The following is a 16,625-nucleotide window of genomic DNA, read 5'->3' as shown; positions in this document are numbered from 1 at the left end:
CCACATCTGATGCCAATTCATTTTGGGGATAAAAGCGGGAGTATTGTCGAATCAACTCTAAACCATCTAAGTTCAACCGAGCAATTTGGTCTGCGATCGCTTCTGGGATCGTATTGCCCAAGCGAATGCCACTCTTACGTTTACCAAACAGCTCCTCCAAATCTGTTGGTGTTTTTTTGATCATCGGAGCCAGCAAAGCAGCAATTTCCTGTAAGGATTTTTTGAACAACTTCGGGTGAGCATATAATGTATAGACAGGTCGGTCGATGGCTAAAACATTCCCCTTGCGGTCAACAATAGGACGGCGAGGTATAAACGGCCGCATATAGACCATTTGCTGCCGCCGTGCTTTTTCCTCTAGGGAGGATGCCTCTGAAACTTGCAGACGGTATAAATTTAGCAACAGTCCACTGCTGCCTGCCATCATTATTACCCATATCATTAGCAGTCTCAGACGCTTGTTTCCCAGTGAATTACCGGGCTTCATACTGTTTCACCTGACTATCATCTTTAACAAATATACCTAACTAAATATACCTAAACAGACGCACTTAAATAAATATATTTAAATAAATATATTTATTTAAATATACTTAACTAAATATACCTAACTAAATACACCTAACTAAATATACTTCAGATATACTTGACTAAATATACGTAAACATATTTTTAAACAGATTTTTCCCTACCACCATTCCCTCTATCCCTAGACAAAAAACTAGTAACCCAGGGGTGTGATTTTCTTGGGTTTTGGCTGAGGAGGTTTCGTAAAAGCGGTAAATGGCTGACGCTGTGGACGTTCAGGAGCTCGTTTCATAAAAATTGTATTACTGGGATTGGGGGTAACCAGCCCTGTAGCTGGATTTTCAGCCTGTTGAGCGAGTTGATCTTTGATCACTTCCGTTGTTGCTGTCATATTGCGCTCATCTCTTTGCAGCTCCTCTAGTTTACGATACTCTTGGGTCCATTGTTGCTGGCTGTAAACTGTCCAGGAATAAACGGTGACCGCAGTAGCAATTAGTGTAAATGTTACTAGATCTGAGCCACGTTTCAATAATAGTAAGGCTTTCAACAAAATTGGTGTTTGCTGCTGCAAAACACTCAGGTTTTCAACCTTTGGCTTAGGGTTTTTGGGTGACATCATAGTATGTGTTGGTGGTCGTGCTATCCTAGAACGCTGATCTTTTGAAATAGCCAATGATTGCTGAGACCGATTTCTTTGAGTGCGAGCAGAGCGAGGAACAGCATTCATAAAAAACTCCTTAGTTGTTGGAAACACCTATGGTAAACCGGTAACTTTTACTCAGGGCAGGAAAACAATCTGGTGGCCGAGACTACTGACTGAATTTCTGATGGCGAATCAGAAATTCAGTCAGTAGTTCATAAATCTTTCGGGGTTTGAGCCCTTACCAGTAACCTAGACTTCAGAGGTCTGAGGCTGGTCAGCTAACTCAAGAAGCGCTGCTGACCAGGATTAACTTGGTAGCAGTTTGACTTAAAGTAAGCCTAGAAAGATGATGCTAGAACGCACCTATCTTAGCATCAGCTCAGATTCAAGAGAAATGCTTAGTTACCCACAGACGGGTATTTGTGATATCCTAAAAATTGGTGGTAAAAATCATAAAAAAAACCTGAGCGCACCAATAACCCTAGCTATCACCCTAAGGTTAGAGCAAAAAACCAATCCCATCAATAGAAATTCCTGTAAATCAATCACACAGCCACACTGATTAATCCAGACGTCACAGGCAGTGCTGAATAGCTTGAGATAGGATTTGATTAACGACTCAATTGAAGTAATCAATCTTGTTGGTGATGGCTAAATTGTTGAAATTGTTAGGAATTGGCCTAGAATTAACTATCGCTATACTTATAGCTAGACCAGCTTGGTGTTTACCACCTCCGGAGGATCTACCGGAAGAGGTGTTGAGAACTGAGATTATTATTGAAGCGCGATCGCCTCTTGATGGCAAGCCAATGAATCCCGCTGAATACGCCCAACTGCAAGATGCCATAGCACAACGCTCAACCACCCCTGGCCTTGACCCCAAGATTCGAGAATTGATTTTTCTGCTGCAACTGAGCGATTTGTTTCGGACAATCCTTCCGTTCTAACGGTGATACTCCCAGACCTGTTTACCCTGAATGTATTCAAGAATTAATCCCGAACAAATTGACCAGATCGTAGGAAACCAACATCATGACCCCTTTGAGGTGCTTGGTTCCCATAAATTTGAGCAGGATGGTAAGGTGAGTTGGGTAGTGCGGGCTTATCTACCAAATGCAGAGGCAGCATGGGTACTTCTGCCAACGGAAAGGAAGTCTTACCTCATGCAATCGGTACACCATCCTCACTTTTTTGAGGTGGAAATTGAGACACCTCGGCTGGCTAATTACCAACTGCGGATAAAAAAAGGCGATCGCGAATGGGTGAGCTATGACCCCTATGGCTTCCGTTCTGCCAAACTAACCGAGTTTGATTTGCACCTATTTGCGGAAGGGAATCATCACCGCATCTACCAGAAACTGGGGGCTCATCCTACAGAAATTGATCGGGTTGAGGGAGTCTATTTTGCGGTTTGGGCACCTAATGCTCGTAATGTTTCAGTCATCGGCGATTTTAATCATTGGGATGGGCGTCAACATCAGATGCGCAAAGGGGCCACTGGTATCTGGGAACTATTTATTCCTGAACTGGGAGTGGGAGAAACCTACAAGTACGAGATTAAAAATTCTGAAGGTCATATCTACGAAAAATCTGACCCCTATGGTTTCCAACAAGAGGTCAGACCGAAAACTGCTTCTATTGTTACCGACTTAGATGGCTATCAGTGGCATGATCATGACTGGATGGAGCATCGGCGTCACACTGACCCCTTGAGGCAACCGATTTCTGTCTATGAGCTACATCTGGGCTCTTGGCTTCATGGTTCTTCAGCTGAACTTCCTCAGGGAGCAAATGGTGAAACCCTAACGGTGGTAACCGTTTCAGACCTCAAACCAGGAGCCCGTTTCCTGACTTACCGAGAACTAGCCCAAAAATTGATTCCTTATATCAAAGAATTGGGCTTCACCCATATCGAAATCTTGCCCCTGGCGGAGCATCCCTTTGATGGCTCTTGGGGCTATCAGGTTACCGGTTACTATGCCTGTACCTCGCGCTATGGTAGCCCACAAGACTTGATGTATTTTATCGACCAGTGCCACCAAAATGGGATTGGGGTAATTTTGGATTGGGTACCTGGTCATTTCCCCAAAGATGGTCATGGTTTGGCTTTCTTTGATGGTACTCATCTCTATGAATACGCGGATCCCCGTAAAGGTGAACATCAGGAGTGGGGAACCTTAGTCTTCAACTATGGCCGTAACGAAGTGCGGAATTTTCTGGTAGCTAACGCTTTGTTCTGGTTTGATAAGTACCACATTGATGGGATGCGGGTGGATGCGGTAGCATCTATGCTCTATCTGGACTATTTACGTGGGGATAGAGAATGGATACCAAACCAGTATGGGGGTCGGGAAAATCTTGAAGCGGTGGATTTCCTTAGGCAAACTCATCAGGTAATTTTTGGTTATTATCCCGGTGTTCTCTCCATTGCGGAAGAGTCAACGGATTGGCCGATGGTGTCTTGGCCAAATTATTTAGGAGGTTTGGGATTTAATCTGAAGTGGAATATGGGCTGGATGCATGATATAATAGACTATTTTAGCATGGATCCCTGGTTTCGCCAGTTCCACCAAAATAATGTTACCTTCAGCATGTGGTACAACCATGCTGAAAATTATATGCTTGCCCTATCTCACGATGAGGTGGTTCATGGCAAGAGTAATATGCTTGGGAAAATTCCCGGGGATGAGTGGCTCAAGTTTGCTAATCTCCGCTGTCTGTATGCTTATATGTTTGCTCACCCAGGTAAGAAAACTCTATTTATGAGTATGGAGTTCGGTCAGTGGAGTGAGTGGAATGTCTGGGGAGATTTGGAATGGGATTTGTTGCAATATCAACCCCATAAAAATTTAAAGCAGTTTATTAGTGACCTGAATTATTTGTATCGTAGGGAACCGGCGCTTTATACTCAGGATTTTGACCAGGACGGGTTTGAATGGATTGATTGTAGTGACAATCGCCATAGTGTGGTGTCATTCATTCGCTATGCTCACGATTCGGAAGAGTTTATTGTGACAGTGTGCAATTTTACCCCTCAGCCCCATAGTCATTATCGGGTAGGAGTGCCAGAGATGGGATTCTACAAGGAATTGCTCAATAGTGATGCTCGCCAATACGGTGGTAGTAATATGGGGAATCTAGGGGGTAAGTGGACAGATGAATGGTTCTTCCACAATCATCCCTATTCCCTAGATTTGTGTTTGCCACCCCTGGGGGTGTTGATTTTAAAGCTAGATCATCAGAAGACTCAGGCAGAGTTACAGTAGTCGGGAGATGGGGAGATGGGGAGATGGGGAGATGGGGAGATGGGGAGTCAGATCAGTTTTCTCGATTCCCGATTCCCGATTCCCGATTCCCGATTCCCGATTCCCGATTCCCGATTCCCGATTCCCGATTCCCGATTCCCGATTCCCGATTCCCGATTCCCTGCTGCCCTCAATAACAATACTTCTTACTGTTATTCGGTTTAGGATGAGATCTACCCTTGCGTAGGGCTCCGAGCAAGGTGGATAGGTAGACGCAACGTTGGGTGGTGCTATTATTCTTGGTGATTATGGTGATTTGTCCGAGTTGTCCGTTGGTGTTTCCTTTGTGGTTAAACTGGACTCGCCATGGTCCAGTATTTGAACAGTCTCCCTTTGGTTTGGCTAGGGTGGTCTCGGATTTACCTTTCTTATTTTTGTCTTTGTAGATGGCGATGGTAGGGTTAAGGCTATGCCAATGGACTTGATTTTCGATGCATGTTTTTCCCATAGCTCGGTGAATTGACCACTGGACAATGCCATCTTTTTCTCGAAAGCTAGTTTGCCAGGTCGCTTTGTCTCGTTTAGCGTTGCTTTGGGCAATCCGCATGGCTCGGTAGATTTGGTCTTGGGCTATGTTGAGCTGCAGATGATTGATAAAGGTAAGCCAGCTGGGGGTTGCGATCGCAGCCAATATTCCAACTACTAATACTATTAGAATAGTTTCCAGTACAGTGAATCCAGCGATCGCATCAGCTCGGGATTGATCGGCCTGTTGGCTATTAAATTGCATGGACTATCACCCTGATTTAAGTAGGTTTAACTCACATCTTGCACCATTATCAATAATATTGGTTCATGTAGGGTGGGCAGTGCCCCAGACAGATTCAGAAGCTTGCAAAGCGCCTAGGTAGGCACTGCCCACCCTACGATTAATGACAATGGTGCAAGATCTCGGTTTAATTGTTGCTTGATATAGTTCGATTAAATTTAATTTTTTGAACGACTAACAGGGAGAATCTTCTGAATCAAAAAAGGTTTTGAATTATCGAGTTCAGAAATTTTTCGGTTGTCTTTGGTTTAGCTTTATTGTTATAGCGAAGGGAGTAGGGAGTAGGGAGTAGTGAATTGACACTCCCCGGTCTAAAGACGCGGGTAGTGTCAACTTTATACCCCACTCAACACTATGTTGAAAGATTACATTCTGTACCTTTTTTATTAGCTTCCATTGCACCCAAGATAGTTTTTATTTTTACACATCGCTGGGTCGCTTCAATCGGGTTATTTTTATTCTTAGAATCGGGAACAGCTACTACGATAGCTAAGCCCAAGTCATCTGGGGCAATTTGTGCATTTTTGAGAACGCCCTGGTTATCAAAGGTAATTGTTTTCTGTTCTTCCAAAATCGATAATGTTTGACCAGATTGGTTGTCACCAGTTAGGTTTGTACCCACCCAAATTTGGTCTGGTTTCACCCCTAAATCACCAACTAAACTTTGCCATTGAAAGTCCACAGGTGTGTTATCTTTCCACTCATTATCCTTATCTTGATACTGATCTTGATAAACAGCAGCTTCTGGACCTTTCTCCTTACTCATCATCCTAAAACTAACACTGTAGCTGAGTTTTTTCTTTTTCGCTTCTCGCTGGGCTTCTTGGATTGCACTTAATACTCTCTCATTCACTTTATTCACGCGCTGTCGATTCACAAAAGCCAGCCAGCTGGGAGCAGCAATCGAGGATAAAATTCCTACTAGTAAGATAACTACTATTAATTCCAGCAACGTGAAGCCAGCATCCTGCTTTGATTTCGCTTTTATGGTTTGATAATATAACATTTTTAGTTGAGATGTAAACATATAGCAAAGGGAACAGGGAATAGGGAACAGGGAATAGGAGGATTTTTGAGTATTATGCTGAATCAGCCTTGAGGTACACAGAATTTTTTAGCTTGTGCCTCTTGCCTCTTGCCTTAAAAAAAACGTACCTCACTTAATTAAAAACTGCTATATTAGTTAATATTCAAGAAACCCCGTCCTTCAATTTGCATGGTTACGGTAGGGAAATAGCTAGACCGCTCTGGTGTGTATTCATAGTCTTCTGGATTATTCTTAAGCCGAGCTAAAGCATTCCCTCTCAAAAATAATTGGGCTATTTTTTTTGTTGAATCCACACAGGCATAGAACGCACCGTTTGGTTGACTTGGAACTAGCAAATAATTAGTATTTTGATTATTTGGACAATCTGGTCTTATTCCCGTTGCTGTGTTATCAATGTAATCTACCAAGATTTGAACTTGAGTCTTGTAATCACCAGCCCCTTTTGTCCACTGATTCAACTTTTGCTTGAGAGTGCTTCCTTCCTTGTCGAGATCAAAAGATTCAAAGCCTGGGCTAGCAGGTATACCAACTGCATTGGGTTGATTTGAAGTTTCATCGATGACTTGATCACGAATTTCAAACCGACCAATTCTAGCAATATTTGACCAATTATCATTTTCTTCAGTGATTAAGTAATAGGCAACCAAAGCATAGACAAAGGTATCATTGTCATTGGTTAAAGTGCCAATCCTTGTGCCATTGACTTTGTCATCTCTATCAAAATGCTTCCGCTTCCAGAATACCAACACAGGTGTACAGTTATCTTTCTTACAACCCCCTACTTCATTAGCAAATGGTGGGATTTGGTCTTGGATTCCAGATTCATCCGGTTCGTCGTTATGGTCTCTTTCTACTCCAGAGTTATCGTAGATATAGACCGCTTGCTCCAAGTCTCTGGCTATGTAGTCCATAGCCGCTTGGATTTCTTGTTCTGAAGTAGCCTTGGCTTGCTCTTTACGGTCTGTATCGACGATAGTAATCATAAATCTCAATAGTGGTGCGATGATCAGTACTGCAACGATCATTGCCACCAGCAGTTCAATTAAAGTGAAGCCGCCATGGTTGAGCTTAGGCTTGTTGCTTTTCAGTTGGTGGGCGAGTAAGGTTCTGAGTAATCTAATCATGGTTGGGGTTTTTGCTTGTGATTTATATGATTAGTTTCTGATAGTAGTGACCGTATTAGTTACTGTATTATTGACAACCTAGGCGATCGCAAAAATCGCTATAACTGGGTGTACCTGTGGTAATTTCTGTAGTCATTTCTACTAGGGGGGCTTTGCGATCGCTTAATCCAGGTCCAATCGCTTTCGCCTTAGCCCCCTTCTCACCAATGCTCAAATCACCATTATCCTTAAAGGCATCCGCTCGGTAAACCCGCACCCCCAGAAAGTAGCTTTTATCAGTATTATTAGCTGGGTCTCCTAATAAAGTGATACTCCGAAATGCCTGGATGATTAAATCTCTTGAACTGTCACTGCTACAGCCACCGTCATCAAGATCTACGCAGTAAATACTTTTGTCATTCTCATTATCACAATATGAATTTTTGTCACAAGTCAAGTTTGATGGTTTAGGAGCCTCAGTCTTAGCAAATTCACTTCTGTTTTTTCCAGCATCAAGTTCCATTTCTAATTTGTGTTCGGGATGTTCGATGGCCCCACTCCGCACACCATCGATGTAGGCCCTAGCTGCTTGCACTGCTAGTTCTACTCGTCGCGACTGGACTCGATTTGCCACTCCTAAGACAATCATGGGTGAGATGCCAAGCATCAGAATAGTAATAATCAGCATTGCCATCAAGGATTCCATAATTGTGAAACCGGCATCTGATGATTGAGAAAGGGGTTGTTGCTTTTGGGGATTAATCATGGTTTTGGAATTATTAAGGGAGTCGGGAGTCGGGAGATGTAGGGTGGGCAGTGCTTGAGTTAGATTGATTTCCTTGCCATCGGGATACTCTTAAACCGTCATTAATCGGTACAAAACCGGATAATACGGTCAAGGTGCAATTTATTGTTGCCTGAGGGAGGGGTGGTCATGCAGTAATTGGAGTCAAACCTTCCACCCGTCTGTCTAGGCGTTCCTCAAATCCCTTTGAGGAGTTGCTTGAAAGCCTGAGTTTTAGTATGCTTGCAATCAAGCCATCCAAGCTCAACCGCATCAATTAAACTCAGTCCCATACCTTCCAAGTAACGCGCGGTACGACGCAATAACACTGCCTGCACCTCGGCTCTACTCATATACCGGGTTATCTCCTTGTCAGTACCGCGAGCAAGGATATTCTTGGCAGCATTATGGTCAGCCTGCAACACGACCCCATCAAAACCGGTAAAATTGTCCCCAGTCCTTTTCCCAAGAAGGGTTCCATTCCTGGAGTCAATTTGCGACGTGTAGCTAGGCTGAACTTCTGTAACGACCGATCCAGTCCAATTAGCCCACTTTTGCAAAGAGTCCCGCATTATTCCTTTCATCCAACTGTTTAATTTGCGGGATACGGCCTTAGACTGGCGTTTATTTCGTATTGGTCGTGTTAAATCTTCTGCAAACACCTTTAAAGACTCCCCATTAAAGAGAGACTTAGATGCCGCCCCTATCATAGCCGTTAGTTCTGATTGATCCTGTCTGTAACGGCGGTTTTCTGTTTTTCTGGTTAGGTTATTTTCAAGTATTCGAGCTGACTTAGCTGGGTCGATTTTTTCTAACTTTCTGTGAAGTGCCCAAAGCTTCCCTCTATTTCGGTTCTTTCTACATATACGATGGCCAAAAGGCCACGCTACGCGAACAGACTTCTTGGTGGTTACTTTTCCTAGTCCTTTCCCGTGAGCCTGACCTTCTGAATCATAGAAAGCCTCCGTGTACCCTTTATCTACCCCGACACTCCGACGTTCAGATGTAATTCCTACGGTTCCATGATCTACCATAAAATGAACTTCAAATCTTTGCAGGAGTTGGTTATAGATTAGCCTGATTTGTCCTTTTATTTTTCGATTAGACCTGACAACTATCCTGTTCCTCTTTCCTCTCCTTAATCCAGCTAATTCTAACTGGTAGGTATTCCGCGAAAGCCTTTTGCCTTTATACCCTCCCTGTTGATACACTATCTGATTCTTAATCCAAGAATGCCCTCTTTGGAACTCTTTCCTGACGAGTCTATGAAGGAGAGTATTTTCTAGAAAAGCTAAAGTCAAAAGTAGCGTGGCATACTCTTTCCGCTTGTTCTGGTTCTCTTTCCCAGAGAATCTTCGATAGATTTTTTTTACTACAGCTTCAATACAAGCAGCTTGTTGGGCTGTTATGGCTTTAGCTACATCGCTAACAGTCCATTCCGCCAGTTTTGAGGGGAGTCCCAGAGATTCAGGAGTCCTAAAGCTTCTAACTTCTGGGTAGGCTTTCTTCCAGTCAAGTCCCCAGTGGTTGATACTCCCTAGCTTGTTGTAAGACTCAGACCTGACGATGCCCAGTTTTCTCATGGTAGACAGTAACTCAAGTTCAACCGACTCTGTCACTCCTATTACGGGGACGACTTGAGTGGATATTCTCTTGGTTGCTCCTACTTTTCTGGGCATAGTTACAGGGTCTTTGTCTTAATTGAATTATACCATAGCGCTAGTAAAATGTCTATGTCCGATTTGTACGGTTAAATACCGTATTATCCCTATTTTTAGGGTTCTGATTGCTAGGCACTGCCCACCACCCTCAGATTAATTACAATCGTGCTTGATTATTCATAATTTCAACCTTCAACCTTTAACCAAACAACCTTGGCCAAAGGCCACGCTACGCGAACAACCTCCAACCTTCAACCAATTAACCTTGGCCAAAGGCCACGCTACGCGAACAACCTCCAACCAAACAACCTTGGCCAAAGGCCACGCTACGCGAACAACCAAACAACCTCCAACCTTCAAGCACCGTTTTTTGACGGGCAATAGCGCCCGTTAACCGCTAGATTTCCTTTATCGTCTTCAGCACACAGTAAGGTTTTGACCCATCGGTCATCTCGGGAAACTTCGCGGAAAAACTCATCAGGGTCTCCCGCTGGGGGAGTGGTAAACAGGCCAGAGAACAGGTCTGGTAACTGAGTCAGCAGAGCCACATCGAAACCATATCGACGTTGGGGTGCCATGTAATAGGGCAGTTTGCCATTACCAGTGGCATAGGGCATGAAATTCTCACCGCCTCGATCATCCTCATCTATCTCGTATCCAAATCGACTGGGGACGTTTATATTCGGGGCATCCTGGGGGCCATGCCAGAATGGGGCTGTATCATAGGCCGAACGCTTGAACTGAATCAGGGAGCCGCTGATCCGAGCCGGAATACCCTTTGGTTCGCCGCAAGTTCCACCCGGTTGCTGCCAGTTTTCTAGGTAACGGACGAAGTTAGCTAAACCACCATTATTTTCATTTGGGCTTGGGGGACTATCCCCGGAAGCAATCACTAAATTGAAGGTTTCTCCGGCTTGATTGGCTCGCTGTGTCCAGCCCTCAACGATTTCCACACATTCCGATTGTATTATCGGGAATCCGTTTTGGTTTATTCTTGGTTGAGCAGTCAGGGAGTGAACTTGTAGGACTGGTACCAACATCGGTTGCTCTTTTGTTGCGTTTAATGGCCTTTGGTAAAACAGTGGTCTGTCCCTACCGAAGTTTAGAGCGGCATTGGTAAAATCCTTTGGATTTATAGTTGTTCTGTACCACAGAGCATGTTCTGCTAATCGAGGTCTTTTGGTAGGGCTGAAATCATTGTATGGGTAAGGTGTGACAATCCCACTATCATTTATTCCGACAGGAATCGGAGCATTGTCCTCTATCACCAATTTATTTTCTTTATTCCGTAAGAAAGCAATGCGACGGGGATAGCGTCGATCGGCGGGATCTATCGCAGGTGTTGCTGTTGTCCCAGACAAAAGTTGAGCGACATTATTGCCCAAAATGCTAGTAATACTACTGTCAGTTCTATTATCTGTAGCCTGTTGGTCTTCTCCTGCATCAAATGTCCTATTATTATTACCATCAATGCCAACCACCCAGTCATCAGGGTTACAAGCTGACACCGGCACTTTCCGACAGATTTCCATCACATACTCTGGAAATTCTACCCGTCGCTGAATTGGAGTGACAAAATTGCTTAGGTAGGAACTGTTTATTCTTCTAGGGTTCGGATTTTCTATAGTAATAGGTCTTGAATCAAGACTAGGCTGAGGGTTGCCCCTCCCATCTGGATTATCAATAATATTGTCATCATTGACATCCCACCAGTTGGCACTAGTGACAAAATTATTGTCAAATATGCCATTAAGTTTTAGTCCTGCTGCAACAGTTATCTGAGACTCCGGAACGTTGTCAGTTGTATCACCATCACCATTAAGGTCAAAGTTAATGGTCTGGTCTGTCTCATTGAAATTTGTTGTTAAGTTACCATCCCCGTCCACGTCATAACCGTAGACAATTTGAGACTCTATAACCTCAACTGGTTCATTTGGGATACCGTTGCCATTTAGGTCAGCATTATTATAGTCAGGGTTATTCTCCATTACAGGGTCTATTAAGTTACCATTATTGGGATCTTTCAAATTACTACCCATTGGTATTCCCCTCAGGTCATAGTCCCCATCGGAGCGGTAACCAAACTGAAAATTATTAGACAGTAGGGTAACGCTATCAGCAATCACTACTGCTGGTCGCCACAAATCCCCTGGATTACAATTTTCCAATCTATCATCATTTGTGCGACAAGCAAAGTTTTTGTCGAGAGTGTCACGACCGTAGAAATTGCCATTTTGATTAGGCTGCCATTGCTGATTTTCCAGTTGATCCGTAAACTCTTCCACCAACTTTCCCTCAGGGGTTTGGTGTAAATTAAAGCCGGATTTTATATCCCCATTGATAACGTTGTCATCGGCTTTGATATACACTGGCAAATTAGTAGCTAAAATTAACCCTTTCTCTGCTCCTGGCGGATCGGTCAATGTAAATGAGTTATCTTCGTCTTGACGGGCTAGCACTGTCCCATTGCGTAACATAATTCCATTGGGACGGCGGGTGGGGTCTAGGGTAAAGTCTACGCTACTGGAGCTGAGATTTTCTTCACGGGTAGCGTTGGGATCATTCCGACTTAGGTCTGGTAAAGCATCATCACGGGTGGCGTAGATAACCCCACTATCCGGTAGCAGAAATTCTGGGGTGGGACCTTTACCGTTGGTTAATCCATCAATTGGTGTTGTTCTGAGCAGATTGAGATCCAACACCGTAGCCCTGATTTCCAGAGGCTGACGGTCTTCTATCCCTAGGTCATAGGTATGCTCAGATAAATTATAGTTATTGGCCTGGTTAGGAGCCTGATTAATATCCTGGACTTGTCTGGCATTCAAAAAGGACTGTTCGTAGATTGCCCCATGAGGGATCGGTGGATCACCCATAGGAGTAGCACCGTCTAAAATTGCTAAGGCGCAAATTGCAGTATCAATGGCTGAATTATCAGCTAGGGTAAGCTCTTCACCTGCGTCTTGTTTATCTAAGGCTATTTTCAAGGGTTCATTGGCAAGACGCCCATTGGGAAAGACTAATCGGGATTGTCGTTCCAGTGCTGGGTCACTATCTTTTCTACCGGGAAAGCTGTAAACGATGCCATTGTTAGACCTTCCGTTTCTAGAATCAAATCGGTCTGGTGTGTCCCAAGCCGGATCCCCAGATGGCAAATTATTTTTAGCGGAGTTTTCATCTGTGGGGTCATAGTAGCTACTGACACAGGCAATCGGTTCTTGGTCAAAATTTTCTTCTTCTGGGTTCTTTCCTGGGTTTTGGGTGTAGTGATAAACCGCGCTTGCCCTCATCAATAGGTCACTTTTCTGGTAAAAATCAGTAATGTCATCACCATTAGCAGTCTTACCATTATTATTTTCAGTTAAATCATCATCTACACCACCATGCATGGGCATGGTATCTGGCCAGACCAGTATGGGTTCTGCACCCAATTCGGTTCTTATGTCATCTAGATTTATTCTGTTACCTGTTGTAGAAGAATTTGATGGATCCACAAACCTAATATCCCAACCAGGAGGGGGTAAATAAGACTCCAAGTCAGGGCGACCATCATTATTATTGCGAGGGAATATAGGTTGTCCTTTGGTTCTCGTCAACAGACCCAACTCATCATCATCCACATAAATCCCAGCACCGGTGACTACCCGCAATCCCCCATACCCTTCCAGAGGCTGAACCGGTTGCCTGGCTGCTGATGCTTCCCAGAAACCATTGCGGTCAGTATCCCCTAACTCAGACAAGGGAGTGACTTGGGTAGTGCGGAAGCGCACCTTCTTGTCGTTATCCTCAAAGTCATCCCACTCAACCTTACCATCGATGACTTGTTTAGCTCTGGCATCCTGGAATTGCTCTGCATTGTTATCCCACCATAGAGCGGGTAAGCCATGACCGATCAAAACGCGATCGCCAATTGTTTTTTCCGTACCTCGTTCCTCTTGTAGGCTTGGTTCCGTTGCTGCCGGACTGAGAGTGTTTCCATTGATATTCAGCTTCAGCTTATTGTTACTGTTTTTAGTACCTGGTTTATAAGGGAATATCCACTCATCCTGGGGTCGAAGCTCGTCACCAGTACCTTGGAGATTGGCATTTCCCGGGTCTTCACCATCGGAAACTTCTGCATAGGGAACACGACGGGTGCGGTCTTTGAAGTATATCCTTAGAGCTTTGAGCCGTTGTCTTTTAAGCTCCTCACCTTTAAAGTCTTTGTACCTTTTTTTGACTTCATCTGGGTCAGTATTATTAACTTTAGCAAACTGTTTGTTTACCAGATCATTAATTCGTGCCGTGTAGGCTTGGCTGTTATCCCCAATCTCATTGGGTGTTTCGTCAACAGATTTATCATTTTCGCCTAAGTTAACATCTGTGTTCGGTGCTCCGTTCCCATTGAACAGATGTATTTTTCCTCCTTTGTTCTCATGGGCCTCCTGATCAACACGACCAAAGGCCATATTGCCCCCGACAATGATCTTGCTATTTTCTTCCGTGTAGTAACAAGATTCCGGGCTACTGACTTGAAAATACTCATTAGTTCCCCGACGATTACCGGTGAGAAAATTCCCGTTGGTAAAAATCCGGCCATTAATCTGGATGCCCTCCCCAGGAGTAATTTGTAAATCATCCTCGTAGACAATAGCATTGTTGACCAGGGGAATTCTGGCTCGGTCTTGCTGATACTCTAGAGCTGATAATCCGGCCTCACCCTTGTAAGCCTCATAGGTTTGACCATCTATGTTGTTATCCCCAGCTACAATCGGCACCGTTGCGGTGTAAACAAATATACTTTTCTTTAACTTCGACCCGGACTTAAACCACCCGGAATTATCCACTAGGCTAGCGCTAGTATCAGCGGCTAGGGGACATCGCTTGCTATCGCCAGACTCCCCCATCGGTCTGGTTCTCGCTTGTAGAGGGGTTCTGGTTTTTTCGTTTTTTAATGGATTTTGATTTGGACTTGGCTGTGGACTTTTGAAGTAAATTCCGTAGAGGGTGTAGCTATCGAATAGGCCATTATTATCCGTATCAACCGGAAACCTCCAGGCAGTATTTATCTGTTTACCATCGTCTTCGAGAATCAAACGCTTTTCATCACCAAAGTCGTATCTTGTATTTTGGAACGCATTTTCCAACGCATCCTCTGAGGGGGTGGAGCGGGGCAGGGTGGGGTCAGCAAACAAGGCTTCTAATTTGGCTTGAGCGCGCTCAATGGCTGGAGCTGCGGCATTGAACACCGCTTGATTGACGCGATAATTACTGGCATTTTTAACCCGGTCAAAGGAGCGCAACACAATGGCAGTTACCAGCAAGGTTACCACCAAGGTCACCATAATTGCGGTAGGCAACACAAACCCAGCGGTTGCCACCCGCGACCGACGGTGTAAAATAAATAAGCTACGCAACAGCCAACGCATCAAAGGTTTGGTGATGGCTTGAGAGAGTTGGACTACTTGTTGGAGTAGTTTTGCGATCGCATTCGCTAACTTCTTCCTGGTTGACTTCCTGGTTGACATAGGGATTTTCCTGTCACATTTCCTGAGTAGATTCCTGAAGACGAACTAGTTCAAGCACCCTAGATGATATAGCTCAAGGCAATAGGCAATAGGCATGCTAGCAATAGTTGACGTGCATTAGCTTTTGCTGCTTGTATCAATGTCAAACACCTTAATTGCCTTAATTGGTAGTCCTATATTCAAATGCTTCAACGAAGCCAAGGATTACCTATCTACGGTTAACCCCATAGTGTTAGGTCTACCTACGAATAGAGAATATTCTTAAATATTTAATTATACTATCGAGATTTACGAAAAATACCACGATTTGTTAACAGTTTACCTAACCTAGAATTTTCCTACCTCCTCTAAAGGCAGACTATATCCCCTTTACCAAAAACTCATAGATTTAACCTACCCACATTAAGCGAAAAACCCATCATCCCCAGAGAAAAAAACATGGGGAGATGGGGAGATGGGGAGATGGGGCGGGAGTGTGGGAAGTGTGGGAAGTGCGGGGAGATGGGGAGATGGGGAGATGGGGAGATAGGGAGATGCTCAATTATCGGGTTAATATATCATATCTGTTTTAAAATGTTCCCGATTCCCGATTCCCGACTCCCGACTCCCGATTCCCGATTCCCTACTCCCTACTCCCTACTCCCTATTCCCTTAATAATGATTTAGATTAATACCAGCTTCCTGAGCCATTGCTTGCAGGCCCTTTTTCTGTAAGGTCTTAATCGCCTTAGTGGAAATCCGCAGCTTCACCCAGCGTTTCCCTTCTTCCCACCAAACTCTTTTAACCTGTAAGTTAACGTTTTGTAAGCGCTTAGTCCGACGGTGGGAGTGAGAAACGGCATAGCCGTTATTGGCCTTTTTACCAGTCAACTGACATCTACGGGACATGGGGTACCTCTTGATTTACGTCTGTTCTTGATCATATCTCGGAGATGGTGCGGGGAGTGGGGAGATGGGGAGATGGGGAGGTGGGGAGATGGGGAGATGGGGAGATGGGGAGGTGTGGGGAGTGTGGGGAGTGTGGGGAGTGTGGGGAGTGTGGGGAGATGGGGAGATGGGGAGATTGGGAGATGGGGAGATTGGGAGATGGGGAGATTGGGAGTGATTAATCCTAGGTGAGTAGGTAGGCACTTAATCGGAAGTTCCCGACTCCCGACTCCCGACTCCCGACTCCCGACTCCCGACTCCCGACTCCCGACTCCCTACTCCCTACTCCCGACTCCCTACTCCCGACTCCCGACTCCCGACTCCCGACTCCCGACCCCCGACTCCCTGCTCCC

General features: G+C 44.6%; 15 protein-coding genes and 1 pseudogene. 6 read left to right on the top strand and 10 right to left on the bottom strand.

The annotated features are described in order from the left end of the window. A pseudogene (locus F6K51_RS31450) lies at positions 1-442 on the bottom strand (penicillin-binding protein 2); the annotation flags it as partial. A 279-nt stretch (positions 443-721) separates the two neighbouring features. Then, entirely contained in the window at positions 722-1,255 is a 534-nt protein-coding gene (locus F6K51_RS31445; protein ID WP_293028064.1) for a hypothetical protein, read from the bottom strand. A 563-nt stretch (positions 1,256-1,818) separates the two neighbouring features. Here F6K51_RS31445 and F6K51_RS31440 point away from each other — a divergent pair. Genes F6K51_RS31440 through F6K51_RS31430 form a run of 3 tightly spaced genes read left to right on the top strand, consistent with a single transcriptional unit; the run spans position 1,819 to position 4,613 of the window. Next, positions 1,819-2,118 (top strand): hypothetical protein, encoded by a 300-nt coding sequence (locus F6K51_RS31440; RefSeq protein ID WP_293028061.1) that lies wholly within the window; start codon positions 1,819-1,821, stop codon positions 2,116-2,118. A 30-nt stretch (positions 2,119-2,148) separates the two neighbouring features. Continuing rightward, positions 2,149-4,437 (top strand): 1,4-alpha-glucan branching enzyme, encoded by a 2,289-nt coding sequence (gene glgB / locus F6K51_RS31435; RefSeq protein ID WP_293028057.1) that lies wholly within the window; start codon positions 2,149-2,151, stop codon positions 4,435-4,437. Between the two features lie 23 nt (positions 4,438-4,460). After that, the gene (locus F6K51_RS31430; RefSeq protein WP_293028054.1) at positions 4,461-4,613 is read left to right on the top strand and encodes a hypothetical protein; all 153 of its coding nucleotides are present in this window, start codon (positions 4,461-4,463) and stop codon (positions 4,611-4,613) included. Here F6K51_RS31430 and F6K51_RS31425 read toward each other — a convergent pair. From F6K51_RS31425 to F6K51_RS31400, 6 genes are all read right to left on the bottom strand, one after another. Beyond that, a complete protein-coding gene (locus F6K51_RS31425) occupies positions 4,607-5,206 on the bottom strand; it encodes a type II secretion system protein (protein ID WP_293028051.1) in 600 nt (199 codons plus the stop codon). The genes F6K51_RS31430 and F6K51_RS31425 overlap by 7 nt on opposite strands. A gap of 235 nt (positions 5,207-5,441) precedes the next feature. Beyond that, positions 5,442-5,591, bottom strand: a complete 150-nt coding sequence (locus tag F6K51_RS31420; protein ID WP_293028047.1) for a hypothetical protein — start codon at positions 5,589-5,591, stop codon at positions 5,442-5,444. 6 nt (positions 5,592-5,597) lie between these two features. After that, on the bottom strand, positions 5,598-6,272 hold the full coding sequence (locus F6K51_RS31415; protein WP_293028044.1) for a prepilin-type N-terminal cleavage/methylation domain-containing protein: 675 nt from the start codon (positions 6,270-6,272) through the stop codon (positions 5,598-5,600). Positions 6,273-6,424: 152 nt separating this feature from the next. Continuing rightward, positions 6,425-7,417 carry a hormogonium polysaccharide secretion pseudopilin HpsC gene (gene hpsC / locus F6K51_RS31410; RefSeq protein WP_293028041.1) on the bottom strand — a complete coding sequence of 331 codons (993 nt, stop codon included), beginning with the start codon at positions 7,415-7,417 and terminating at the stop codon, positions 6,425-6,427. Between the two features lie 67 nt (positions 7,418-7,484). Continuing rightward, on the bottom strand, positions 7,485-8,162 hold the full coding sequence (gene hpsB, locus F6K51_RS31405) for a hormogonium polysaccharide secretion pseudopilin HpsB (RefSeq protein ID WP_293028038.1): 678 nt from the start codon (positions 8,160-8,162) through the stop codon (positions 7,485-7,487). A gap of 215 nt (positions 8,163-8,377) precedes the next feature. Beyond that, entirely contained in the window at positions 8,378-9,859 is a 1,482-nt protein-coding gene (locus tag F6K51_RS31400; RefSeq protein ID WP_293028035.1) for a zinc ribbon domain-containing protein, read from the bottom strand. 151 nt (positions 9,860-10,010) lie between these two features. Between F6K51_RS31400 and F6K51_RS31395 the strand changes: the two genes are divergently transcribed. Next, positions 10,011-10,235, top strand: a complete 225-nt coding sequence (locus F6K51_RS31395) for a hypothetical protein (RefSeq protein WP_293028031.1) — start codon at positions 10,011-10,013, stop codon at positions 10,233-10,235. Here F6K51_RS31395 and hpsA read toward each other — a convergent pair. Further along, entirely contained in the window at positions 10,198-15,345 is a 5,148-nt protein-coding gene (gene hpsA, locus F6K51_RS31390; RefSeq protein WP_293028027.1) for a hormogonium polysaccharide biosynthesis protein HpsA, read from the bottom strand. The two genes, F6K51_RS31395 and hpsA, sit on opposite strands and share 38 nt — an antisense overlap. A gap of 501 nt (positions 15,346-15,846) precedes the next feature. On the opposite strand from hpsA, the gene F6K51_RS31385 reads away from it, so the two are divergent. Then, entirely contained in the window at positions 15,847-16,011 is a 165-nt protein-coding gene (locus F6K51_RS31385) for a hypothetical protein (RefSeq protein WP_293028024.1), read from the top strand. Here F6K51_RS31385 and rpmB read toward each other — a convergent pair. Next, positions 15,997-16,233, bottom strand: a complete 237-nt coding sequence (gene rpmB / locus F6K51_RS31380; RefSeq protein ID WP_293028021.1) for a 50S ribosomal protein L28 — start codon at positions 16,231-16,233, stop codon at positions 15,997-15,999. The two genes, F6K51_RS31385 and rpmB, sit on opposite strands and share 15 nt — an antisense overlap. Before the next feature lie 64 nt (positions 16,234-16,297). Between rpmB and F6K51_RS31375 the strand changes: the two genes are divergently transcribed. Beyond that, positions 16,298-16,450, top strand: coding sequence for a hypothetical protein (locus tag F6K51_RS31375; protein WP_293028018.1), 153 nt, complete (start codon positions 16,298-16,300; stop codon positions 16,448-16,450). Positions 16,451-16,625 lie beyond the last annotated feature (175 nt).

Origin of the sequence: Moorena sp. SIO3I8 (assembly GCF_010692325.1) — a bacterium.
Classification (GTDB): Bacteria; Cyanobacteriota; Cyanobacteriia; order Cyanobacteriales; family Coleofasciculaceae; genus Moorena.
The sequence above is the reverse complement of the archived record's forward strand: the minus strand, read 5'-3'. Positions and strand labels throughout refer to the sequence as shown.

Bases quoted from the DNA above. Each gene is read 5' to 3' on its own strand.
- F6K51_RS31445 (WP_293028064.1), bottom strand. From the start codon at position 1,255: ATGAATGCTGTTCCTCGCTCTGCTCGCACTCAAAGAAATCGGTCTCAG.
- F6K51_RS31440 (WP_293028061.1), top strand. From the start codon at position 1,819: ATGGCTAAATTGTTGAAATTGTTAGGAATTGGCCTAGAATTAACTATC.
- glgB (WP_293028057.1), top strand. From the start codon at position 2,149: ATGTATTCAAGAATTAATCCCGAACAAATTGACCAGATCGTAGGAAAC.
- F6K51_RS31430 (WP_293028054.1), top strand. From the start codon at position 4,461: ATGGGGAGATGGGGAGATGGGGAGTCAGATCAGTTTTCTCGATTCCCG.
- F6K51_RS31425 (WP_293028051.1), bottom strand. From the start codon at position 5,206: ATGCAATTTAATAGCCAACAGGCCGATCAATCCCGAGCTGATGCGATC.
- F6K51_RS31415 (WP_293028044.1), bottom strand. From the start codon at position 6,272: ATGTTTACATCTCAACTAAAAATGTTATATTATCAAACCATAAAAGCG.
- hpsC (WP_293028041.1), bottom strand. From the start codon at position 7,417: ATGATTAGATTACTCAGAACCTTACTCGCCCACCAACTGAAAAGCAAC.
- hpsB (WP_293028038.1), bottom strand. From the start codon at position 8,162: ATGATTAATCCCCAAAAGCAACAACCCCTTTCTCAATCATCAGATGCC.
- F6K51_RS31400 (WP_293028035.1), bottom strand. From the start codon at position 9,859: ATGCCCAGAAAAGTAGGAGCAACCAAGAGAATATCCACTCAAGTCGTC.
- hpsA (WP_293028027.1), bottom strand. From the start codon at position 15,345: ATGTCAACCAGGAAGTCAACCAGGAAGAAGTTAGCGAATGCGATCGCA.
- F6K51_RS31385 (WP_293028024.1), top strand. From the start codon at position 15,847: ATGGGGAGATGGGGAGATGGGGAGATAGGGAGATGCTCAATTATCGGG.
- rpmB (WP_293028021.1), bottom strand. From the start codon at position 16,233: ATGTCCCGTAGATGTCAGTTGACTGGTAAAAAGGCCAATAACGGCTAT.
- F6K51_RS31375 (WP_293028018.1), top strand. From the start codon at position 16,298: ATGGGGAGATGGGGAGGTGGGGAGATGGGGAGATGGGGAGATGGGGAG.